Source organism: Streptomyces sp. WAC05374, from assembly GCF_004353505.1.
Lineage (GTDB): Bacteria > Actinomycetota > Actinomycetes > Streptomycetales > Streptomycetaceae > Streptomyces.
The window spans coordinates 140,916-162,356 of the sequence record NZ_SMNQ01000009.1 but is presented as its reverse complement, the minus strand read 5'-3'; the positions used below and the strand labels follow the sequence as shown (position 1 = coordinate 162,356).

The following is a 21,441-nucleotide window of genomic DNA, read 5'->3' as shown; positions in this document are numbered from 1 at the left end:
CCGTCGCGTCGTTGTCAGTGCCACCCGATAGCCTGCACAAACGGCTGAACGAAAAGGGGTGGCGGCGTGCGCGTACTCGGCGTGGACCCGGGACTGACCCGGTGCGGTGTCGGTGTCGTCGAAGGCGTCGCCGGACGCCCGTTGACGATGCTCGGCGTCGGTGTCGTCCGCACTCCCGCGGACGCGGACATCGGCCACCGGCTCGTCGCCATAGAGCGCGGCATCGAGGAATGGCTGGACGAGCACCGCCCCGAACGGGTCGCGGTGGAGCGGGTGTTCAGCCAGCACAATGTGCGTACGGTGATGGGCACCGCCCAGGCCAGCGCCGTCGCCGTGCTGTGCGCCTCCCGCCGCGGCATCCCCGTCGCCCTGCACACGCCCAGCGAGGTCAAGGCCGCCGTCACCGGCAGCGGCCGCGCCGACAAGGCGCAGGTCGGCGCCATGGTCACCCGGCTGCTCCGGCTGGCCGCCCCGCCCAGGCCGGCCGACGCCGCCGACGCGCTCGCCCTCGCCATCTGCCACATCTGGCGGGCCCCCGCCAAGAACCGCCTGCAGGAGGCGGTCGACGCCCACCACGCAAGGAAAGGCCGTACCGCATGATCGCCTTTGTCTCGGGTCCGGTCGCCGCGCTCGCCCCGACCACCGCCGTGATCGAGGTCGGCGGCATCGGCATGGCCGTCCAGTGCACCCCCGACACCCTCTCCGCGCTGAGGGTGGGTCAGGAGGCCCGGCTCGCCACCTCGTTGGTGGTCCGCGAGGACTCGCTGACCCTCTACGGCTTCGCCGACGACGACGAGCGGCAGGTCTTCGAGCTGCTCCAGACCGCCAGCGGCGTCGGCCCGCGCCTCGCCCAGGCCATGCTCGCCGTGCACCGCCCGGACGCGCTGCGCCTCGCGGTCGCCACCGGTGACGAGAAGGCGCTCACCGCCGTCCCCGGCATCGGCAAGAAGGGCGCCCAGAAGCTGCTGCTGGAGCTGAAGGACCGGCTCGGCGAGCCCCTCGGCTCGGCACCGGCCGTCGGCGCGCCGGTCACCGCCTCCTGGCGGGACCAGCTCCACGCCGCGCTCATCGGCCTGGGGTACGCCACCCGCGAGGCCGACGAGGCGGTGGCCGCCGTCACCCCGCAGGCCGAGGCGGCGGGCGGCGCCCCCGAGATCGGCCGGCTCCTCAAGGCCGCCCTCCAGACCCTGAACCGCACCCGATGACCCGGGCCGCCGCCCCCGGCGGGGCGCGGCGTCCGGCCCCTCACCACCCGCGCGGCTCCGCCGCCACGACCACACGAGGCAACCCGCAGTGAACCGGTACGACGACACCAGCAGCACGCCGGCCCCCGGCGCCGCCGACCGGCTCGTCGGGGCGTCCGCCGACGGGGAGGACCAGGCCGTCGAGGCGGCCCTGCGCCCCAAGTCGCTGGCCGAGTTCGTCGGCCAGGAGCGGGTGCGCGAGCAGCTCGACCTGGTGCTCAAGGCCGCCCTGGCACGCGGCGCCACCGCCGACCACGTCCTGCTCTCCGGCGCCCCCGGCCTCGGCAAGACGACCCTCTCCATGATCATCGCCGCGGAGATGGGCGCCCCCATCCGGATCACCTCCGGCCCCGCCATCCAGCACGCCGGCGACCTCGCCGCGATCCTCTCCTCCCTCCAGGAGGGGGAGGTGCTGTTCCTCGACGAGATCCACCGGATGTCCCGGCCCGCCGAGGAGATGCTCTACATGGCGATGGAGGACTTCCGGGTCGACGTCATCGTCGGCAAGGGCCCGGGCGCCACCGCCATCCCGCTGGAGCTGCCGCCCTTCACCCTCGTCGGCGCCACCACCCGCGCCGGACTCCTGCCGCCCCCGCTGCGCGACCGCTTCGGCTTCACCGCCCACATGGAGTTCTACGCCCCCGCCGAGCTGGAGCGCGTCATCCACCGCTCCGCCCAGCTCCTCGACGTGGAGATCGAGGCCGACGGCGCCGCCGAGATCGCCGGCCGCTCCCGCGGCACCCCCCGTATCGCCAACCGCCTGCTGCGCCGCGTCCGCGACTACGCCCAGGTCAAGGCCGACGGCCTGATCACCCGCGACATCGCCGCCACCGCCCTCAAGGTGTACGAGGTGGACGACCGCGGCCTGGACCGGCTGGACCGGGCGGTGCTGGAGGCCCTGCTCAAGCTGTTCGGCGGGGGACCGGTCGGCCTGTCCACCCTCGCCGTCGCCGTGGGCGAGGAGCGCGAGACGGTCGAGGAGGTCGCCGAGCCCTTCCTCGTACGGGAGGGCCTGCTGGCCCGCACCCCCCGGGGACGGGTCGCCACGCCCGCCGCGTGGACGCATCTCGGCCTGGTGCCGCCGCAGGCAGCGGGCCCGGGAAGGGGACAACAGGGCCTCTTCGGGACGTGACGGCGAGGAGACTCGCCGGGTCAGGAACCGGGGTGCCATGCTGGGCGTTGTTCCATTGATGCGGACTCGCCTAGACTCCGCCGATGCCGACCGTACAGGCCGGCGTACCCACCCCCGAAGATCAGGCCGCGGTTGCCCGCGACCGTGCGAAGGATTTGTCGTCCCGTGAGTATCGTGACTCTCCTGCCGTTCATCGTCCTCATCGGGGCCATGTTCCTGATGACCCGCTCTGCGAAGAAGAAGCAGCAGCAGGCGGTGGAAATGCGCAATCAGATGCAGCCCGGAACCGGCGTACGGACGATCGGGGGGATGTACGCCACCGTCAAGGAGGTCGGTGACGACACGGTCCTCCTGGAGGTCGCTCCGGGGGTCCACGCCGTCTACGCCAAGAACGCCGTCGGCGCCGTCCTCGACGACGACGAGTACAACCGCATCGTGCACGGTGACGGCGACCTGAAGACCGACACCCCGGTCGTGCCGGACGACGCCTCCTCGCTCACCGAGACCGGTGACGCGAAGATCGACCTGGGCAAGAAGGACGCGGCCGACGAGGGCGACACCGCTCCCGCCGCCGAGGACGCCAAGGCCGACGACAAGAAGAGCGACGGCGACACCGACGCGAAGTAAGGCGTGCAGACGGACCGCGTCGCCGACCGGCGTGCGCGGTCCGTTCCGTGCCGACACACGCGGGGGATTCCCCACACCACTTCGTGGCCGCCGAGACGCTCACCCGGCGTAGCGGCGGTTGGACAGGGAGAAACGAGAAGGTGGCAGCACCCAAGAAGGGCCGAGGGCAGGCGTCGGGGGGGCAGGGCAGGCCGGGGCGTGCCCTGGCCGCGATCCTGATCGCCATCGGAGCCCTGATCGGCGGGATGTTCTGGTCGGGAGACCTCACTCCGCGCCTGGGCATCGACCTCGCCGGCGGTACGAGCATCACGCTCCGCGCCGAGAGTGAGCCCGGCAAGCCCAACGCGGTCAACAACACCAACATGCAGACCGCGATCGGCATCATCGAGCGCCGTGTCAACGGTCTCGGTGTCTCGGAGGCCGAGGTCCAGCAGCAGGGCAACCGGCACATCATCGTCAACATCCCCAGGGCGACCGACTCCGAGAAGGCCCAGAAGCAGGTCGGCACCACCGCCGAGCTGTACTTCCGCCCGGTCCTCGCCGTCTCCGGCAGCGCGCCGGTGACCGAGCCCCCCGCCACCGGCACGCCCAGCGCCACGCCCAGCGGCAAGGCGTCCACGCCGCCGAGCCCCAAGCCCAGCGCCACCACCCAGGGCCGTGCCGTCCCGGAGGCCCTGAAGCAGGACGAGACGCCCTCGCCCAAGGCGAGCACCACGGACAAGCCGGCCGCCACGCCGGCCCCGCAGCCGTCCGCCTCCGGTGCCGCGGCCGTCGCCGCCCTCGACAAGCAGTTCGCCGCCCTGGACTGCACGCCGGACAAGAAGACCAAGCAGGTCCCCAACCCGGCCCAGAACGCGGACCCGGCCAAGCCGACCGTCGCCTGTGGCCAGGAGGGCGACGCCAAGTACATCCTGGGCGCGGCCGAGGTCGCCGGTACGGACGTCGACGAGGCGCAGGGCGTCCTCGACCCGCAGCGCGGCCGCTGGATCGTCCAGCTCGGCTTCACCGACGCGGGCACCAAGAAGTTCGCCGCCACCACCGGCAAGCTGGCCAGCCAGGTGCAGCCGCAGAACCAGTTCGCGATCACGCTCGACGGCCAGGTCGTCTCCGCCCCGTCCGTCAGCAGCGCCATCGGCGGCGGCAGCGCGGAGATCTCCGGCAGCTTCGACCAGGAGTCCGCCACCGAGCTGGCCAACATCCTGTCCTACGGCGCGCTGCCGCTGTCGTTCGAGCAGGAGAGCGTGACCACGGTCACCGCCGCGCTCGGCGGCGAGCAGCTCAAGGCCGGTCTCGTCGCGGGCGCCATCGGCCTCGCGCTGGTCGTGGTCTACCTGGTCGTCTACTACCGCGGTCTGTCGGTCATCGCCCTGCTGAGCCTCCTGGTCTCGGCCGTCCTGACCTACGCGCTGATGTCGCTGCTCGGCCCGGCCATCGGCTTCGCGCTGAACCTGCCCGCCGTCTGCGGCGCCATCGTGGCCATCGGTATCACCGCCGACTCGTTCATCGTGTACTTCGAGCGGGTCCGCGACGAGATCCGTGAGGGCCGCACCCTGCGGCCCGCCGTCGAGCGGGGCTGGCCCCGCGCCCGGCGCACGATCCTGGTCTCCGACTTCGTGTCGTTCCTCGCCGCCGCCGTGCTGTTCATCGTGACCGTCGGCAAGGTGCAGGGCTTCGCGTTCACACTCGGCCTGACGACCCTCCTGGACGTCGTCGTGGTGTTCTTCTTCACCAAGCCGCTGATGACGCTGATGGCCCGCACGAAGTTCTTCAGCAGTGGTCACCCCTGGTCGGGTCTGGACCCGAAGCGGCTGGGCGCCAAGCCTCCGCTGCGCCGCTCGCGTCGTGTCTCCGCCACCACCGAACCGAAGGAGGCGTGAGATGTCACGACTCGGCAACCTGGGCGCACGCCTCTACCGCGGTGAGGTCGGGTACGACTTCGTCGGCAAGCGGATGATCTGGTACGGCGTCTCCATCCTGATCACCATCACCGCCGTCGTGGGTCTGGCCGTGCAGGGCCTGAACATGGGCATCGAGTTCAAGGGCGGCGTCGTCGTGACCACGCCCAAGCTCTCGGTCTCCACCGAGGAGGCGCGGGACACCGCGGAGGAGATCTCCGGCCACATCCCGATCGTCCAGGAGCTGGGCACCGGCGGTCTGCGCATCCAGATCAGCGACGTGTCCACCCAGGAGTCGGACAAGATCAAGAGCGAGCTGTCGTCCGAGCTGGGCGTCGCCAAGAACGACCTGAACGTCGAGGTCGTCGGCCCGAGCTGGGGCGAGCAGATCGCCAACAAGGCGTGGATGGGCCTCGGCGTCTTCATGGTCCTCGTGGTGGTCTACCTGGCCATCGCGTTCGAGTGGCGCATGGCCGTCGCCGCACTGATCGCCCTGATCCACGACCTTACGATCACCGTCGGCATCTACGCCCTGGTCGGCTTCGAGGTCACCCCGGGCACCGTGATCGGTCTGCTGACCATCCTCGGTTACTCCCTCTACGACACCGTCGTCGTCTTCGACGGTCTCAAGGAGGCGTCGAGGGACATCACCAAGCAGACCCGCTGGACGTACAGCGAGATCGCCAACCGCAGCCTCAACAGCACCCTGGTCCGCTCCATCAACACCACGGTCGTGGCGCTGCTGCCGGTGGCCGGCCTGCTGTTCATCGGTGGCGGTGTCCTCGGCGCGGGCATGCTCAACGACATCTCGCTGTCGCTGTTCGTGGGTCTCGCCGCCGGTGCGTACTCGTCGATCTTCATCGCCACGCCGCTCGTCGCCGACCTCAAGGAACGCGACCCGCAGATGAAGGCGCTGAAGAAGCGCGTCCTCGCCAAGCGGGCCCAGGCCGAGCAGGGCACCGACGAGGCCGGGGACGCCTCCGCCGGTAGTGCCGACGAGGCCGAGCCGCAGGACGCCGCACCCGCCGGTGCGGTGGTCGGCCAGCGGCGCCAGCCCACCCGCGGGCGGGGCAAGCGCCGATGACCGTCACCACGCAGGAGCTGCTCCTGCGCCGCATCCGGGACGTCGCGGACTACCCCATCCCCGGGGTGACGTTCAAGGACATCACCCCGCTGCTCGCCGACCCCGAGGCGTTCGGGGCGCTCACCGGGGCGCTGGCCGAGCTGTGCGTACGGCACGGGGCGACGAAGATCGTCGGCCTGGAGGCGCGCGGGTTCATCCTGGCCGCGCCGGTCGCCGTCTCCGCCGCGCTGGGCTTCGTCCCCGTCCGCAAGGCGGGCAAGCTGCCCGGCGCGACGCTGAGCCAGGCGTACGAGCTGGAGTACGGCACCGCCGAGATCGAGGTGCACGCCGAGGACCTCCTGCCCGGTGACCGCGTCATGGTCATCGACGACGTCCTGGCCACCGGCGGCACCGCCGAGGCGTCGCTGGAGCTGATCCGGCGGGCCGGAGCCGAGGTCGCGGGCGTCGCCGTCCTCATGGAACTCGGTTTCCTGGGCGGCCGGGCCCGGCTGGAGCCCACCCTGGCGGGCGCCCCGCTGGAGGCGCTGATCACGCTCTGACCAGCGAGCACACGGCACGGATACGGGCACCCGGGAACACCGGGTGCCCGTTTTCGCGTTCCCCGGTACCAGCCCCGGAACCGGTCCGTCCCCGTCCGGGGGCGAGCGGCTCGCCCGAGGTCAGTACCATGGGATTCCGGGCCTGACCGGGGGACCCGGACCCGCACGAGGAGCGCTCTTGCCAGACGAGGCCCAGCCACTCTCCGCCGCGAAGCCCGACCAGCAGGCCGACAAGGCCGCGGCGCCCACCGCCACGCCCCCCGACAAGGCCGCGCGGAACACGTCCGGCCCGACGGCCCCCCAGCGCGCGGCCGGCCCGCCCCCCGTCTCGGCGCCCAAGCCCACGCCGCCCGCAACCGCCCGCTCCGGCGGCTCCTCCAACCGCGTCCGGGCCCGCCTCGCCCGCCTCGGCGTCCAGCGCTCCTCGCCGTACAACCCGGTCCTGGAGCCCCTGCTGCGCATAGTCCGCAGCAACGACCCGAAGATCGAGACGTCGACCCTCCGCCAGATCGAGCGTGCCTACCAGGTCGCCGAACGCTGGCACCGCGGCCAGAAGCGCAAGAGCGGCGACCCGTACATCACGCACCCGCTCGCCGTCACCACCATCCTCGCCGAGCTGGGCATGGACCCCGCCACGCTGATGGCGGGCCTCCTCCACGACACCGTCGAGGACACCGAGTACGGGCTGGAGCAGCTCCGCAAGGACTTCGGCGACCAGGTCGCCCTCCTCGTCGACGGCGTCACCAAGCTGGACAAGGTCAAGTTCGGCGAGGCCGCCCAGGCCGAGACCGTCCGCAAGATGGTCGTCGCCATGGCCAAGGACCCGCGCGTCCTGGTCATCAAGCTCGCCGACCGCCTGCACAACATGCGCACCATGCGCTACCTCAAGCGGGAGAAGCAGGAGAAGAAGGCCCGCGAGACCCTGGAGATCTACGCCCCGCTGGCCCACCGGCTGGGCATGAACACCATCAAGTGGGAGCTGGAGGACCTCGCCTTCGCGATCCTCTACCCCAAGATGTACGACGAGATCGTCCGCCTCGTCGCCGAGCGCGCCCCCAAGCGGGACGAGTACCTGGCCATAGTGACCGACGAGGTCCAGGCCGACCTGCGCGCCGCCCGCATCAAGGCCACCGTCACCGGCCGGCCGAAGCACTACTACAGCGTCTACCAGAAGATGATCGTCCGCGGCCGGGACTTCGCGGAGATCTACGACCTGGTGGGCATCCGCGTCCTCGTCGACACGGTCCGCGACTGCTACGCCGCACTCGGCACCGTTCACGCGCGATGGAACCCGGTCCCCGGCCGGTTCAAGGACTACATCGCGATGCCGAAGTTCAACATGTACCAGTCGCTGCACACCACGGTCATCGGACCCAACGGCAAGCCCGTCGAACTCCAGATCCGCACGTTCGACATGCACCGCCGCGCCGAGTACGGCATCGCCGCGCACTGGAAGTACAAGCAGGAGGCCGTCGCCGGCGCCTCCAAGGTGCGCACCGACGTGCCGAAGAAGGCCGGCAAGGACGACCACATCAACGACATGGCGTGGCTGCGCCAGTTGCTGGACTGGCAGAAGGAGACCGAGGACCCCAGCGAGTTCCTCGAGTCCCTCCGCTTCGACCTGTCCCGCAACGAGGTCTTCGTCTTCACCCCGAAGGGTGACGTCATAGCGCTGCCCGCGGGCGCCACCCCGGTCGACTTCGCGTACGCCGTCCACACCGAGGTCGGCCACCGCACCATAGGAGCGCGGGTCAACGGACGGCTCGTACCGCTCGAGTCGACGCTCGACAACGGCGACCTGGTGGAGGTCTTCACCTCCAAGGCGGCCGGCGCCGGCCCCTCCCGCGACTGGCTCGGTTTCGTCAAGTCACCGCGCGCCCGCAACAAGATCCGCGCCTGGTTCTCCAAGGAGCGGCGCGACGAGGCGATCGAGCAGGGCAAGGACGCCATCGCCCGCGCCATGCGCAAGCAGAACCTGCCGATCCAGCGCATCCTCACCGGCGACTCCCTGGTCACCCTGGCGCACGAGATGCGCTACCCCGACATCTCGTCGCTGTACGCGGCGATCGGCGAGGGCCATGTCGCGGCCCAGGGCGTCGTCCAGAAGCTGGTCCAGGCCCTCGGCGGCGAGGAGGCCGCCAGCGAGGACATCGCCGAGTCGGCCCCGCCGAGCCGCGGCCGCGGCAAGCGCCGCACCAAGGCCGACCCCGGAGTCGTCGTCAAGGGCGTCGAGGACGTGTGGGTCAAGCTCGCCCGCTGCTGCACGCCCGTGCCCGGCGACCCGATCATCGGCTTCGTCACGCGCGGCAGCGGCGTATCGGTTCACCGCGCCGACTGCGTCAACGTCGACGCCCTGTCGCAGCAGCCCGAGCGCATCCTCGACGTCGAATGGGCACCCACCCAGTCCTCGGTCTTCCTGGTCGCCATCCAGGTCGAGGCCCTGGACCGCTCCCGGCTCCTGTCCGACGTCACCCGGGTCCTGTCCGACCAGCACGTCAACATCCTTTCGGCCGCCGTGCAGACCTCCCGCGACCGGGTCGCCACCTCCCGCTTCACCTTCGAGATGGGCGACCCCAAGCACCTGGGGCACGTCCTGAAGGCGGTCCGGGGCGTGGAGGGCGTGTACGACGTCTACCGCGTCACCTCGGCCCGCCGGCCGTAGGCGCACCACGAAAAAGGGCCTCCCCGCACGGGGAGGCCCTTTCGCGTCGCCGCGTCAGCCGCCGAACTCCTGGAGGCCCTTGAGCGCCTGGTCCAGCAGCGCCTGACGGCCCTCCAGCTCACGGGTGAGCTTGTCCGCCTTGGCGTCGTTGCCCGCCGCACGGGCCGCGTCGATCTGCTTGCGCAGCTTGTCGACCGCGTCCTGGAGCTGACCCGTCAGACCCGCCGCACGCGCGCGTGCCTCCGGGTTCGTCCGGCGCCACTCGGCCTCCTCGGCCTCCTGGATCGCCCGCTCCACGGTGTGCATCCGCCCCTCGACCTTCGGCCGGGCGTCGCGCGGTACGTGACCGATGGCCTCCCACCGCTCGTTGATGGACCGGAACGCGGCACGCGCCGCCTTGAGGTCCGTCACCGGCAGCAGCTTCTCGGCCTCGCCGGCCAGCTCCTCCTTCAGCTTGAGGTTCTCCGCCTGCTCGGCGTCACGCTCCGCGAACACCTCGCTGCGCGCGGCGAAGAAGACGTCCTGCGCACCGCGGAAACGGTTCCACAGGTCGTCCTCGTGCTCGCGCTGGGCCCGGCCCGCCGCCTTCCACTCCGCCATCAGCTCGCGGTACCGGGCGGCCGTGGCGCCCCAGTCGGTGGAACCCGACAGCGACTCGGCCTCCGCGACCAGCCGCTCCTTGGTCCTGCGGGCCTCCTCGCGCTGCGCGTCCAGCGACGCGAAGTGCGCCTTGCGCCGCTTGGAGAACGCCGACCGGGCGTGCGAGAAGCGGTGCCACAGCTCGTCGTCGGACTTCCGGTCGAGCCGCGGCAGGCCCTTCCAGGTGTCCACCAGCGCCCGCAGCCGCTCACCGGCGGCCCGCCACTGCTCGCTCTTCGCCAGCTCCTCCGCCTCGGCGACCAGCGCCTCCTTGGCGTGCCGCGCCTCGTCGGTCTGCCTGGCCTTCTGCGCCTTGCGCTCCTCGCGGCGCGCCTCCACCGTCTCGACCAGCTTGTCGAGCCGCTTGCGGAGCGCGTCGAGGTCGCCCACGGCGTGGTGCTCGTCCACCTGATGACGGATGTGGTCGATCGCGGCCATCGCGTCCTTGGCCGACAGGTCGGTGGTCTTCACCCGCTTCTCGAGGAGGCCGATCTCGACAACCAAGCCCTCGTACTTGCGCTCGAAGTAGGCCAGTGCCTCCTCGGGAGTTCCGGCCTGCCACGATCCGACGACCTGCTCGCCGTCGGCTGTACGCACGTACACGGTGCCCGTCTCGTCGACGCGGCCCCACGGGTCGCTGCTCACAGCGCCTCCTCCACATGATGCCGACGAGGGCGGTCACCCCCGGGCATCGTCCACAGTTCCCTGACGGGCCTCGCCCGCCCTCCACAGCACGACGCTCGAGGTCGCGCTGCACAACGCCAATCTAGGCGACCGGCCGCCCGGCTGTCCGCACTCAGCGCCACCGAATTCGGTGGGTCACGCCTTGCTGACGACGGCCTTCTCGATGGTGACGGCCTTCTTGGGCGCACCGTCCTGGGCGCCGCCCTCGACACCGCCCTTGGCGACGTCCTGGACGGCCTTCAGACCGGCCGCGTCCATCGTGCCGAACGGCGTGTACTGCGGGGGCAGCTTGGTGTCCTTGTAGACGAGGAAGAACTGGCTGCCGCCGGTGCCCGGCTGCCCGGTGTTGGCCATCGCCACCGTCCCGGCCTTGAACGTCACCGCGCCGTCCGCGCCCGGCTTGCCCAGGGAGGCGAGGTTCTCGTCCGGGATGGTGTAGCCGGGGCCGCCCGTGCCGTCGCCCTTGGGGTCGCCGCACTGGAGCACGAAGATGCCCTGCGTGGTCAGGCGGTGGCACTTCGTGTTGTCGAAGTACTTCTTGTCGGCGAGGTGCTTGAACGAGTTGACCGTGCGCGGCGTCTTCGCGGCGTCCATCGCGATCGACACGACGCCGTGGTTCGTCGTCAGCGCCATCGTGTACGTCGCCTTGGTGTCGACGGCCATCTTCGGCTCGTCGGCCTTCGGCTCGGGCGAGGACTCGGCGCCCGGCGACGACGAGGGGAACTCGATCGGCTTCTTCGCGTCCGCGGCGGACTCGGTGCGGAAGTTCGTGTAGGCCCCGGCGCCCGCGACGAGCGCGACGGCGACCGCGGCGACGATGATCCGGGTGCGCCGCTTCGCCTTGCGCTGGGCCTCCTCGCGGCGCTTCTGCTGCCGCTCGAACTTCTCCCGGGCGAGCTGGCGCCGCCGCTGATCGCTGGTGACCACCGGGTCTTCTCCTTGTCGGTCGTCTGTTCCTGTCCTGGCCGAGTGTGCCCGTACCGTATACGGGTTGGCTGTGGAATGAGCAGCGCCGGTAGGCTCTGATCTGCTGCATTCCTCCGCCGGACGACGTGTGCCGGACGACTCTTAAGGACGATCGTGCTCATTGCCGGGTTCCCCGCCGGGGCCTGGGGGACCAACTGCTACCTGGTCGCCCCCGCCGCGGGCGAGGAGTGCGTGATCATCGACCCGGGCCACCAGGCCACCCAGGGAGTCGAGGAGACGCTCAAGAAGCACCGGCTCAAGCCGGTGGCGGTCGTCCTCACCCACGGCCACATCGACCACGTCGCCTCGGTCGTCCCGGTCTGCGGCGCCCATGACGTGCCCGCGTGGATCCACCCCTCCGACCGGTACATGATGAGCGACCCGGAGAAGGCCCTCGGCCGCTCCATCGGCATGCCGCTCATGGGCGAGCTGACCGTGGGGGAGCCGGACGACGTCCACGAGCTCACCGACGGGGCGAAGCTGAGCCTCGCGGGCCTGGAGCTGACCGTGTCGCACGCGCCCGGCCATACGAAGGGGTCGGTGACCTTCGGCATGCCCGAGGCGGCGGACGTCCCGCCGGTCTTCTTCTCGGGCGACCTGCTGTTCGCCGGCTCCATCGGACGCACCGACCTGCCCGGCGGTGACATGGCCGAGATGCTCGACTCGCTGGCCCGCGTGTGCCTGCCGCTCGACGACTCGACCGTGGTGCTGTCCGGCCACGGCCCCCAGACGACCATCGGCCGCGAGCGCGCCACCAACCCGTACCTGCGCGAGGTGGCGGCCGGCCAGGGAGCGTCGCCCGCTCCCCGACGAGGAATGTGACGAGAGAAGTCCCGTGAGTACCTTCCAGGCCCCCAAGGGCACCTACGACCTGCTGCCGCCGAGCTCCGCGACGTACCTCGCCGTCCGCGAGGCGATCTCCGCGCCGCTGCGGAACTCCGGCTACGGGTACGTCGAGACCCCCGGCTTCGAGAACGTCGAACTGTTCGCCCGCGGTGTCGGCGAGTCCACCGACATCGTCACCAAGGAGATGTACGCCTTCGAGACCAAGGGCGGCGACAGGCTCGCCCTGCGCCCCGAGGGCACCGCGTCGGTGCTGCGCGCCGCCCTGGAGGCCAACCTGCACAAGCAGGGAAACCTCCCCGTCAAGCTCTGGTACTCGGGCTCGTACTACCGCTACGAGCGCCCGCAGAAGGGCCGCTACCGCCACTTCTCGCAGGTGGGCGCCGAGGCGATCGGCGCCGAGGACCCGGCGCTGGACGCCGAGCTGATCATCCTGGCCGACCAGGCGTACCGCTCGCTGGGCCTGCGCGACTTCCGTATCCTGCTGAACTCGCTGGGCGACAAGGAGTGCCGCCCGGTGTACCGGGAGGCGCTCCAGGGCTTCCTGCGCGGGCTGGACCTTGACGAGGACACCCGCCGCCGCGTCGACATCAACCCGCTGCGGGTCCTCGACGACAAGCGCGCCGACGTCCAGAAGCAGCTCGTGGGCGCGCCGCTGCTGCGCGACTACCTGTGCGACGCGTGCCGGGCGTACCACGAGGAGGTGCGCGCGCTCCTGACGGCGGCGGGCGTGGCCTTCGAGGACGACGAGAAGCTGGTGCGCGGCCTGGACTACTACACGCGGACCACGTTCGAGTTCGTCCACGACGGTCTGGGCTCGCAGTCCGCGGTGGGCGGCGGCGGCCGCTACGACGGGCTGTCGGAGATGATCGGCGGCCCCGCCCTGCCGTCGGTGGGCTGGGCGCTCGGCGTGGACCGCACGGTGCTGGCGCTGGAGGCCGAGGGCATCACCCTCGACCTGCCCGCCGCCACCAGCGTGTTCGCGGTGCCGATCGGCGAGGACGCCCGGCGCCGGCTGTTCGGCCTGGTCACCGAGTTGCGCAAGGCGGGCGTCGCGACGGACTTCGCGTACGGCGGCAAGGGCCTGAAGGCCGCGATGAAGGCCGCCAACCGCAGCGGCGCCCGGTACGCCCTGGTCCTGGGCGAGCGCGACCTCGCCGAGGGCGTGGCCCAGCTCAAGGACATGGAGTCGGGCGAGCAGGAGCCGGTCGCCCTCGACGCCGTCGTCGAGAAGCTGGCCTCCCGCCCGGCGTGATCCCAAGGACACCCCGGCCCCGGCCGGGGTGTCCTTATGTCCACCGAACGGCGGACACCGGCCGTCATGCGGCAGAATGATCCCCCATGACGACAGCAGCCGTTGACAACGCTTCCTCCGGCACCACGACGGTCGGCGCGAGCCGGGCGTTCGCCTGGATGCTGGTGGTCACGGGTGCGGCCGGACTGCTCGCGGCGTGGGTGATCACGCTCGACAAGTTCAAGCTGCTCGAGGACCCGAACTTCACCCCCGGGTGCAGCCTCAATCCGATCGTGTCCTGCGGCAACATCATGAAGAGCGAGCAGGCGTCGGCCTTCGGCTTCCCCAATCCCATGCTCGGCCTCGTCACCTACGCCATGGTGGTCGCCATCGGCGTCGGCCTCCTCGCGGGCGCCCGCTACCGCCGCTGGTACTGGCTGGGCCTGAACGCCGGGACGCTCTTCGGCACCGGCTTCTGCATGTGGCTCATGCACCAGTCGCTGTACGAAATCAACGCCCTGTGCCTGTGGTGCTCCCTGGCGTGGATCGCGACGATCATCATGTTCTGGTACGTGACCTCGCACAACGTGCGCAACGGCCTGCTGCCCGCGCCGCGGGCGGTGCGCGGCTTCCTCGACGAGTTCACCTGGGTGCTGCCGGCCGTGCACATCGGGATCATCGGGATGCTCGTCCTGACCCGCTGGTGGGACTTCTGGACCGGCTGACCGGTCCCCGGCCGGCTGTCAGTGGGCTGACATAGGCTTCTGCGTGTGGAGCCCGACCTGTTTACCGCAGCAGCCGAGGAACGCCAGGAGAAGGATCCGTCCACCAGCCCCCTGGCGGTCCGGATGCGCCCGCGCACCCTGGACGAAGTCGTCGGCCAGCAGCACCTGCTCAAGCCCGGTTCCCCCCTGCGCCGGCTGGTCGGCGAGGGCGCGGGCGGCCCGGCGGGCGCGTCGTCCGTGATCCTCTGGGGCCCGCCCGGCACCGGGAAGACGACCCTGGCGTACGTGGTCTCCAAGGCCACCAACAAGCGTTTCGTCGAGCTCTCCGCCATCACCGCCGGCGTCAAGGAGGTCCGCGCGGTCATCGACGGCGCCCGCCGCGCGGCCGGCGGCTTCGGCAAGGAGACCGTCCTCTTCCTCGACGAGATCCACCGCTTCAGCAAGGCCCAGCAGGACTCCCTGCTCCCCGCCGTCGAGAACCGGTGGGTCACGCTGATCGCCGCCACCACCGAGAACCCGTACTTCTCGGTCATCTCCCCGCTGCTGTCCCGCTCCCTGCTGCTGACCCTCGAACCACTCACGGACGAGGACGTCCAGGGCCTGCTGGAGCGGGCCCTGACCGACGAGCGCGGCCTGGCCGGTGCGGTGACCCTGTCCGGTGACGCCCGCTCCCACCTGCTGCGGATCGCGGGCGGCGACGCCCGCAGGGCGCTGACCGCCCTCGAGGCGGCGGCCGGTGCCGCCCTCGCCAAGAAGGAACCCGAGATCACCCTCGCCACCCTCGAGGAGACGGTCGACCGGGCGGCGGTGACGTACGACCGGGACGGCGACCAGCACTACGACGTGGCCAGCGCGCTGATCAAGTCCATCCGCGGCTCCGACGTCGACGCCGCCCTGCACTACCTCGCCCGGATGATCGAGGCCGGCGAGGACCCCCGCTTCATCGCCCGCCGTCTGATGATCTCCGCGAGCGAGGACATCGGCCTGGCGGACCCCACGGCGCTGCCCCTCGCGGTCGCGGCCGCCCAGGCCGTCGCCATGATCGGCTTCCCCGAGGCGGCCCTGACCCTCAGCCACGCCACGATCGCCCTCGCCCTGGCCCCCAAGTCGAACACCGCGACCACCGCGATAGCGGCCGCCCGGGCGGACGTGCGGAACGGGCTGGCGGGCCCGGTCCCTCCCCACCTCCGGGACGGTCACTACAAGGGCGCCGCCAAGCTGGGCCACGCCCAGGGGTACGTGTACCCGCACGACGTCCCCGGCGGGATCGCCGCCCAGCAGTACGCGCCCGACGCCATCCACGGCAGGCGTTACTACGAGCCGACCCGCTACGGCGCGGAGGCGCGGTACGCGGACGTGGCCGAGAAGGTGCGGGAGCGCCTGCGCGGCGCCGAGGACTGATCAGTCCCGCGCCGCCTCGAACAGGGCGTGCATGGCGCGGCGCAGCCCGTGGATGTCCCGCACGGGCTCGGGGAAGTCGAAGCGCGCGTCGAAGTGGTGCCCCGCCGTGTCACGGCAGCGCACCCGCAGCCCGAACCGGTCCAGCGCCAGCGGAACCACGCGCCGGACGCCGGCACGGTGCCCGAGCAGGCCGCTCAGTCCCTGCACGTGGTCGTCGTGGACGGCCGCGAGGTGCTGGAGCAGCTCGGTCTCGTACTCCAGGAGCGGGTCCGGCAGGGCTTCGGCGAAGTCCCGGGCGCCGACCGTCGCGTCGCCCCAGAGGTCGTCGACGTACACCTCGCCGATCTCCAGGCGCAGCATCATCAGCCCGGGCTCGGCGATGCCGGGGGCGAGGGTCAGCCAGCCGTGGACCCAGGCGCGGCCCCGGATACGGTGGGGCACCGCCACGGGAGCCACGTCCGTCACCTCCAGCACCGCGGGCAGCTCGTCGTCCTGCGCGTGCGTGGCGGCCCGCACCACCGGGGCGTCGGCCGGGAACAGCAGGTACACGGCGCCGTCCGTGCCGACCGTCCGGGCCTGGGGCACGAGCTGGTCGGGCCGGGCCCCTTCCGCCCCCGGGACGATCACGGCCGCGGAGCATGTACTCTGTACGAGAGTTCGTGTGCGCTCGGCTGCTGACGGCATCCGGGCGGTTTCAAGCCCGCTGGGACGCGGCTGACCATGAGCTGATCGGACCTCCGTCACATCGATGCTCTGCGAAGCAGGAGCATCGCTCTTTGTGCTGCTGTCTGTGATGCGCGTGGTGTTCCCAGGGCTCGACATGCGATCTCCTTGATTAAGGTAAGCCTAACCTAACCTATATCGGAGGTCTGGAGAACGTGCCTAACCAGTCGCGTCCCAAGGTCAAGAAGTCTCGCGCGCTCGGCATCGCGCTGACGCCCAAGGCCGTCAAGTACTTCGAGGCCCGCCCCTACCCGCCGGGCGAGCACGGCCGTGGCCGCAAGCAGAACTCGGACTACAAGGTCCGTCTGCTCGAGAAGCAGCGTCTGCGCGCCCAGTACGACATCAGCGAGCGCCAGATGGCGCGCGCCTACGACCGTGCCAAGAAGGCCGAGGGCAAGACGGGCGAGGCGCTGGTCGTCGAGCTCGAGCGCCGTCTCGACGCCCTGGTCCTGCGTTCGGGCATCGCCCGCACCATCTACCAGGCCCGTCAGATGGTCGTTCACGGCCACATCGAGGTCAACGGCGGCAAGGTCGACAAGCCGTCGTTCCGCGTCCGTCCCGACGACGTCGTGATGGTCCGCGAGCGCAGCCGCAGCAAGAGCCTGTTCCAGGTCGCGCGTGAGGGCGGCTTCGCCCCCGACGGCGAGACCCCGCGCTACCTCCAGGTCAACCTGAAGGCCCTGGCCTTCCGCCTGGACCGCGAGCCGAACCGCAAGGAAATCCCGGTCATCTGCGACGAGCAGCTCGTCGTCGAGTACTACGCCCGCTGATCCTGGCGTGTGGCGAAGCCCGCCGTTCCCTTCCGGGGAGCGGCGGGCTTCCGCGTTGCGTGCCCCCGCGCCTCCGCCCGACGGGCGGCGATCCGGGCGCCGGCCGGAACTGCCCCGGCGGCCGCACCGGTTCGGCCGGTTCCCTCCGCCGCCGCGCAGACCGCGCCTCTCCCCGCCTAATGCGGTACGGGGAGCGAGCGCGGGCGCGATAGGCTCGGAGAACGACTTTTTCGACGTCCGACGATGCAGAGAGCGGTGCGCGCAGTGACCGGTGGAGAGGTTGCCGGAATCCTGGTCGCCGTCTTCTGGGCGATCCTGGTCTCCTTCCTGGCCGTGGTGCTGGTGAGGCTGGCCCAGGCGCTCAGGGCGACCACCCGACTCGTGGCCGAGGTGACCGAGCAGGCGGTCCCGCTGCTGGCCGACGCCTCCGCGACCGTCCGCTCCGCACAGACCCAGCTCGACCGGGTCGACGCCATCGCGTCGGACGTCCAGGAAGTCACCTCCAACGCCTCCGCGCTCTCCACGACGGTCGCCTCCACCTTCGGCGGACCGCTCGTCAAGGTCGCGGCGTTCGGCTACGGCGTGCGCCGGGCGATGAGCCGGAACAAGAACGACAAGCCGGCCGAGCAGCCCCGGCGTACGGTGATCGTCGGCCGTACGGTGCCGGGAGCCAGGGGCCGGAAGCGGAAGGGCTGACGCAAGGGATGTTCCGCCGAGCTTTCTGGTTCACCGCGGGCGCCGCAGCCGGCGTGTGGGCCACCACCAAGGTCAATCGCAAGCTGAAGAAGCTCACGCCCGAGAGCCTCGCCGCCCAGGCTGCCGACAAGGCGATCGAGACCGGCCACCGGCTCAAGGAATTCGCCCTCGACGTCCGGGCGGGCATGCTCCAGCGCGAGGCCGAACTGGGCGAGGCACTGGGCCTGGAGGCACCGGCCGACGACCCCGCCCTCCCGGCGCCGCGCCGCGCCGCCGCCCTGGACGGCCGGGAGCCCCGCCCCCCGTACCCCACCAACCACTCGTACAACCGGAATGAGGACCACTGATGGAGTCGGCTGAAATCCGCCGCCGCTGGCTGAGCTTCTTCGAGGAGCGCGGGCACACCGTCGTCCCTTCGGCGTCGCTCATCGCGGACGACCCGACTCTGCTCCTGGTCAACGCCGGCATGGTGCCGTTCAAGCCCTTCTTCCTCGGTGAGGAGAAGCCGCCGTACGCCCGCGCCTCCAGCGTCCAGAAGTGCGTGCGCACGCCGGACATCGAAGAGGTCGGCAAGACCACCCGCCACGGCACGTTCTTCCAGATGTGCGGCAACTTCTCCTTCGGCGACTACTTCAAGGAAGGCGCCATCAAGCTCGCCTGGGAGCTGCTGACCACCCCGGTCGCGCACGGCGGTTACGGCCTGGAGCCCGAGAAGCTCTGGATCACCGTCTACCAGGACGACGACGAGGCCGAGCAGATCTGGCGCGACGTCGTCGGCGTCCCCGCCGAGCGCATCCAGCGCCTGGGCAAGAAGGACAACTTCTGGTCCATGGGCGTCCCCGGCCCCTGCGGCCCGTGCTCCGAGATCAACTACGACCGCGGCCCCGAGTTCGGCGCCGAGGGCGGGCCGGCCGTCAACGACGAGCGGTACGTGGAGATCTGGAACCTGGTCTTCATGCAGTACGAGCGCGGCGAGGGCACCTCCAAGGAGGACTTCGAGATCCTCGGCGACCTGCCGAGCAAGAACATCGACACGGGCCTCGGTCTCGAGCGCCTGGCGATGATCCTCCAGGGCGTACAGAACATGTACGAGACCGACACCCTGAAGGTCGTCATCGACAAGGCCACCGAGCTGACCGGTGTGCGCTACGGCCAGGCCCACGCCAGCGACGTCTCGCTGCGTGTGGTCGCCGACCACATGCGTACGTCCGTGATGCTCATCGGCGACGGCGTCACCCCCGGCAACGAGGGCCGCGGCTATGTGCTGCGCCGCATCATGCGCCGCGCCGTGCGCAACATGCGCATGCTGGGCGCCTCGGGTCCGGTCGTCGGCGACCTCGTCGACACCGTCATCAGGACGATGGGCGAGCAGTACCCGGAGCTGGAGACCGACCGCAAGCGCATCGAGACCGTCGCCCTCGCCGAGGAGGCCGCGTTCCTCAAGGCCCTCAAGGGCGGCACGAACATCCTCGACACCGCCGTGACCGAGACCAAGGCCGCCGGCGGCACGGTCCTCTCCGGCGACAAGGCGTTCCTGCTCCACGACACCTGGGGCTTCCCCATCGACCTCACCCTGGAGATGGCCGCCGAGCAGGGCCTCTCCGTGGACGAGACCGGCTTCCGCCGCCTGATGCAGGAGCAGCGCGACCGCGCCAAGGCCGACGCCCGCGCCAAGAAGACCGGTCACGCCGACGTCTCCGCGTACCGCGAGATCGCCGACACCTCCGGCGCCACGGAGTTCGTGGGCTACACCAACACCGAGGGCGAGACCACCGTCGTCGGCCTGCTGGTCAACGGCGTGCCCTCGCCGGCCGCCACCGAGGGCGACGAGATCGAGGTCGTCCTCGACCGCACGCCGTTCTACGCCGAGGGCGGCGGCCAGATCGCCGACACCGGGCGGATCAGGCTGCACAGCGGCGCCGTCATCGAGGTGCGCGACGTCCAGCAGCCGGTCCCGGGCGTCTCCGTCCACAAGGGCTCGGTGCAGGTCGGCGAGGTGACCGTCGGCTCCACCGCGTACGCCACCATCGACGTCAAGCGCCGCCGTGCCATCGCCCGCGCCCACAGCGCCACCCACCTGACCCACCAGGCGCTGCGCGACGCCCTCGGCCCGACGGCCGCCCAGGCCGGTTCCGAGAACCAGCCCGGCCGGTTCCGGTTCGACTTCGGCTCGCCCTCCGCCGTGCCGCAGACGGTCATGACGGACGTCGAGCAGAAGATCAACGAGGTGCTCGCCCGCGAGCTCGACGTGCACGCCGAGGTCATGGCGATCGACGAGGCCAAGCGGCAGGGCGCCATCGCCGAGTTCGGCGAGAAGTACGGCGAGCGCGTCCGCGTGGTCACCATCGGTGACTTCTCCAAGGAGCTGTGCGGCGGTACGCACGTCCACAACACCGCCCAGCTCGGTCTGGTGAAGCTGCTCGGCGAGTCGTCGATCGGTTCCGGCGTGCGCCGCATCGAGGCCCTCGTCGGTGTCGACGCGTACAACTTCCTCGCCAGGGAGCACACGGTCGTCGCCCAGCTCCAGGAGCTGGTCAAGGGCCGTCCCGAGGAACTCCCCGAGAAGATCTCCGGCATGCTGGCCAAGCTGAAGGACGCCGAGAAGGAGATCGAGAAGTTCCGCGCCGAGAAGGTGCTGCAGGCCGCCGCCGGTCTCGCCCAGGGCGCCCAGGACGTCCGCGGCGTGGCCCTGGTGACCGGCCAGGTCCCCGACGGCACCTCCGCCGACGACCTGCGCAAGCTCGTCCTGGACGTGCGCGGCCGCATCCCCGGCGACCGCCCGGCCGTCGTCGCCCTGTTCACCACGGCGAACGGCCGTCCGCTGACGGTCATCGCCACCAACGAGGCCGCCCGCGAGCGGGGTCTGAAGGCCGGCGACCTGGTCCGCACGGCCGCCAAGACCCTCGGTGGCGGCGGTGGCGGCAAGCCGGACGTCGCCCAGGGCGGCGGTCAGAACGCCGAGGCCGTCGGCGAGGCCATCGTCGCCGTCGAGCGGCTCGTCGCGGACACCGTCTGATGAGACGCGGCCGCCGGCTCGCGATCGACGTCGGGGACGCCCGGATCGGGGTCGCCTCGTGCGACCCCGACGGGGTCCTCGCCACGCCGGTGGAGACCGTGCCGGGACGTGATGTCCCGGCCGCCCACCGGCGGTTGCGGCAGATCACCGAGGAGTACGAACCCATCGAGATCGTGGTCGGCCTCCCTCGCTCCCTCAGTGGGGGCGAGGGCCCGGCCGCGGCCAAGGTCCGCGCCTTCGTCCAGGAACTCGCCCGTGGCGTCGCCCCCGTTCCGGTGCGGCTCGTGGACGAGAGGATGACCACAGTGACGGCGAGTCAGGGGCTGCGCGCGTCGGGCGTGAAGTCCAGAAAGGGCCGGTCTGTCATCGATCAGGCAGCCGCTGTGATCATCCTTCAGAACGCTCTTGAGTCCGAACGGGTATCGGGTAATCCGCCCGGAGAGAGCGTCGAAGTGGTCATCTGATCGCGATACGGTAACGTTCCCCGCTACGCGGCGGTGTTCGAACAGCCGCCGCGCTACGTAGAGGCGGATCGTCCGGACGCCTCGCGGCTGTTTGGGG

Annotated in this window: 20 protein-coding genes; 17 read left to right on the top strand and 3 right to left on the bottom strand. The window is 71.1% G+C overall.

Annotated features, from left to right (window positions below; all coding sequences use genetic code 11):
- Positions 1 to 66 precede the first annotated feature (66 nt).
- From ruvC to E2B92_RS19140, 8 genes are all read left to right on the top strand, one after another.
- Complete coding sequence (gene ruvC / locus E2B92_RS19175; protein ID WP_126884638.1) at positions 67 to 600, top strand: crossover junction endodeoxyribonuclease RuvC; 534 nt, start codon at positions 67 to 69, stop codon at positions 598 to 600.
- Entirely contained in the window at positions 597 to 1,205 is a 609-nt protein-coding gene (ruvA, locus tag E2B92_RS19170; RefSeq protein WP_126884639.1) for a Holliday junction branch migration protein RuvA, read from the top strand. Before ruvC ends, ruvA begins: the two co-directional genes overlap by 4 nt.
- 88 nt (positions 1,206 to 1,293) lie before the next feature.
- Complete coding sequence (gene ruvB / locus E2B92_RS19165; protein WP_126884640.1) at positions 1,294 to 2,376, top strand: Holliday junction branch migration DNA helicase RuvB; 1,083 nt, start codon at positions 1,294 to 1,296, stop codon at positions 2,374 to 2,376.
- A 165-nt stretch (positions 2,377 to 2,541) separates the two neighbouring features.
- Positions 2,542 to 3,003 (top strand): preprotein translocase subunit YajC, encoded by a 462-nt coding sequence (yajC, locus tag E2B92_RS19160; protein ID WP_126884641.1) that lies wholly within the window; start codon positions 2,542 to 2,544, stop codon positions 3,001 to 3,003.
- A 140-nt stretch (positions 3,004 to 3,143) separates the two neighbouring features.
- A complete protein-coding gene (secD, locus tag E2B92_RS19155) occupies positions 3,144 to 4,880 on the top strand; it encodes a protein translocase subunit SecD (RefSeq protein ID WP_185923552.1) in 1,737 nt (578 codons plus the stop codon).
- Position 4,881: 1 nt separating this feature from the next.
- Positions 4,882 to 5,982: a protein translocase subunit SecF gene (gene secF / locus E2B92_RS19150; RefSeq protein WP_126884642.1), complete on the top strand. Its 1,101-nt coding sequence runs from the start codon at positions 4,882 to 4,884 to the stop codon at positions 5,980 to 5,982.
- Positions 5,979 to 6,521 (top strand): adenine phosphoribosyltransferase, encoded by a 543-nt coding sequence (locus tag E2B92_RS19145; protein ID WP_126884643.1) that lies wholly within the window; start codon positions 5,979 to 5,981, stop codon positions 6,519 to 6,521. Before secF ends, E2B92_RS19145 begins: the two co-directional genes overlap by 4 nt.
- Before the next feature lie 178 nt (positions 6,522 to 6,699).
- A complete protein-coding gene (locus E2B92_RS19140; RefSeq protein ID WP_133087615.1) occupies positions 6,700 to 9,183 on the top strand; it encodes a RelA/SpoT family protein in 2,484 nt (827 codons plus the stop codon).
- 54 nt (positions 9,184 to 9,237) lie between these two features.
- Here E2B92_RS19140 and E2B92_RS19135 read toward each other — a convergent pair whose 3' ends face one another.
- Complete coding sequence (locus E2B92_RS19135) at positions 9,238 to 10,467, bottom strand: DUF349 domain-containing protein (protein WP_126884535.1); 1,230 nt, start codon at positions 10,465 to 10,467, stop codon at positions 9,238 to 9,240.
- Positions 10,468 to 10,641: 174 nt separating this feature from the next.
- Entirely contained in the window at positions 10,642 to 11,433 is a 792-nt protein-coding gene (locus E2B92_RS19130) for a peptidylprolyl isomerase (RefSeq protein WP_126884534.1), read from the bottom strand.
- Positions 11,434 to 11,586: 153 nt separating this feature from the next.
- On the opposite strand from E2B92_RS19130, the gene E2B92_RS19125 reads away from it, so the two are divergent.
- The 4 genes from E2B92_RS19125 (at position 11,587) to E2B92_RS19110 (ending at position 15,675) form a co-directional block, all read left to right on the top strand.
- On the top strand, positions 11,587 to 12,294 hold the full coding sequence (locus E2B92_RS19125) for an MBL fold metallo-hydrolase (RefSeq protein ID WP_126884533.1): 708 nt from the start codon (positions 11,587 to 11,589) through the stop codon (positions 12,292 to 12,294).
- 13 nt (positions 12,295 to 12,307) lie between these two features.
- Entirely contained in the window at positions 12,308 to 13,570 is a 1,263-nt protein-coding gene (gene hisS, locus E2B92_RS19120) for a histidine--tRNA ligase (RefSeq protein ID WP_126884532.1), read from the top strand.
- Between the two features lie 86 nt (positions 13,571 to 13,656).
- Positions 13,657 to 14,274, top strand: a complete 618-nt coding sequence (locus tag E2B92_RS19115; RefSeq protein WP_126884531.1) for a vitamin K epoxide reductase family protein — start codon at positions 13,657 to 13,659, stop codon at positions 14,272 to 14,274.
- Between the two features lie 45 nt (positions 14,275 to 14,319).
- Entirely contained in the window at positions 14,320 to 15,675 is a 1,356-nt protein-coding gene (locus tag E2B92_RS19110; RefSeq protein ID WP_126884530.1) for a replication-associated recombination protein A, read from the top strand.
- Here E2B92_RS19110 and E2B92_RS19105 read toward each other — a convergent pair whose 3' ends face one another.
- Positions 15,676 to 16,359, bottom strand: a complete 684-nt coding sequence (locus E2B92_RS19105) for a DUF2470 domain-containing protein (protein WP_126884529.1) — start codon at positions 16,357 to 16,359, stop codon at positions 15,676 to 15,678.
- A 194-nt stretch (positions 16,360 to 16,553) separates the two neighbouring features.
- Here E2B92_RS19105 and rpsD point away from each other — a divergent pair, with 194 nt between their 5' ends.
- The 5 genes from rpsD to ruvX all read left to right on the top strand — a co-directional run bounded on the left by rpsD (position 16,554) and on the right by ruvX (position 21,344).
- Complete coding sequence (gene rpsD / locus E2B92_RS19100; RefSeq protein WP_126884528.1) at positions 16,554 to 17,168, top strand: 30S ribosomal protein S4; 615 nt, start codon at positions 16,554 to 16,556, stop codon at positions 17,166 to 17,168.
- Between the two features lie 264 nt (positions 17,169 to 17,432).
- Positions 17,433 to 17,864 carry a DUF948 domain-containing protein gene (locus E2B92_RS19095; protein ID WP_126884536.1) on the top strand — a complete coding sequence of 144 codons (432 nt, stop codon included), beginning with the start codon at positions 17,433 to 17,435 and terminating at the stop codon, positions 17,862 to 17,864.
- A gap of 8 nt (positions 17,865 to 17,872) precedes the next feature.
- On the top strand, positions 17,873 to 18,211 hold the full coding sequence (locus tag E2B92_RS19090; protein WP_126884527.1) for a DUF6167 family protein: 339 nt from the start codon (positions 17,873 to 17,875) through the stop codon (positions 18,209 to 18,211).
- Entirely contained in the window at positions 18,211 to 20,880 is a 2,670-nt protein-coding gene (gene alaS, locus E2B92_RS19085; protein WP_126884526.1) for an alanine--tRNA ligase, read from the top strand. Before E2B92_RS19090 ends, alaS begins: the two co-directional genes overlap by 1 nt.
- Complete coding sequence (gene ruvX, locus E2B92_RS19080) at positions 20,880 to 21,344, top strand: Holliday junction resolvase RuvX (protein ID WP_126884525.1); 465 nt, start codon at positions 20,880 to 20,882, stop codon at positions 21,342 to 21,344. Before alaS ends, ruvX begins: the two co-directional genes overlap by 1 nt.
- Positions 21,345 to 21,441 lie beyond the last annotated feature (97 nt).

Coding starts and splice junctions, on each gene's coding strand:
- ruvA (WP_126884639.1), top strand. CDS start 597: ATGATCGCCTTTGTCTCGGGTCCGGTCGCCGCGCTCGCCCCGACCACC.
- secF (WP_126884642.1), top strand. CDS start 4,882: ATGTCACGACTCGGCAACCTGGGCGCACGCCTCTACCGCGGTGAGGTC.
- E2B92_RS19145 (WP_126884643.1), top strand. CDS start 5,979: ATGACCGTCACCACGCAGGAGCTGCTCCTGCGCCGCATCCGGGACGTC.
- E2B92_RS19115 (WP_126884531.1), top strand. CDS start 13,657: ATGACGACAGCAGCCGTTGACAACGCTTCCTCCGGCACCACGACGGTC.
- E2B92_RS19105 (WP_126884529.1), bottom strand. CDS start 16,359: ATGCCGTCAGCAGCCGAGCGCACACGAACTCTCGTACAGAGTACATGC.
- E2B92_RS19090 (WP_126884527.1), top strand. CDS start 17,873: ATGTTCCGCCGAGCTTTCTGGTTCACCGCGGGCGCCGCAGCCGGCGTG.
- alaS (WP_126884526.1), top strand. CDS start 18,211: ATGGAGTCGGCTGAAATCCGCCGCCGCTGGCTGAGCTTCTTCGAGGAG.
- ruvX (WP_126884525.1), top strand. CDS start 20,880: ATGAGACGCGGCCGCCGGCTCGCGATCGACGTCGGGGACGCCCGGATC.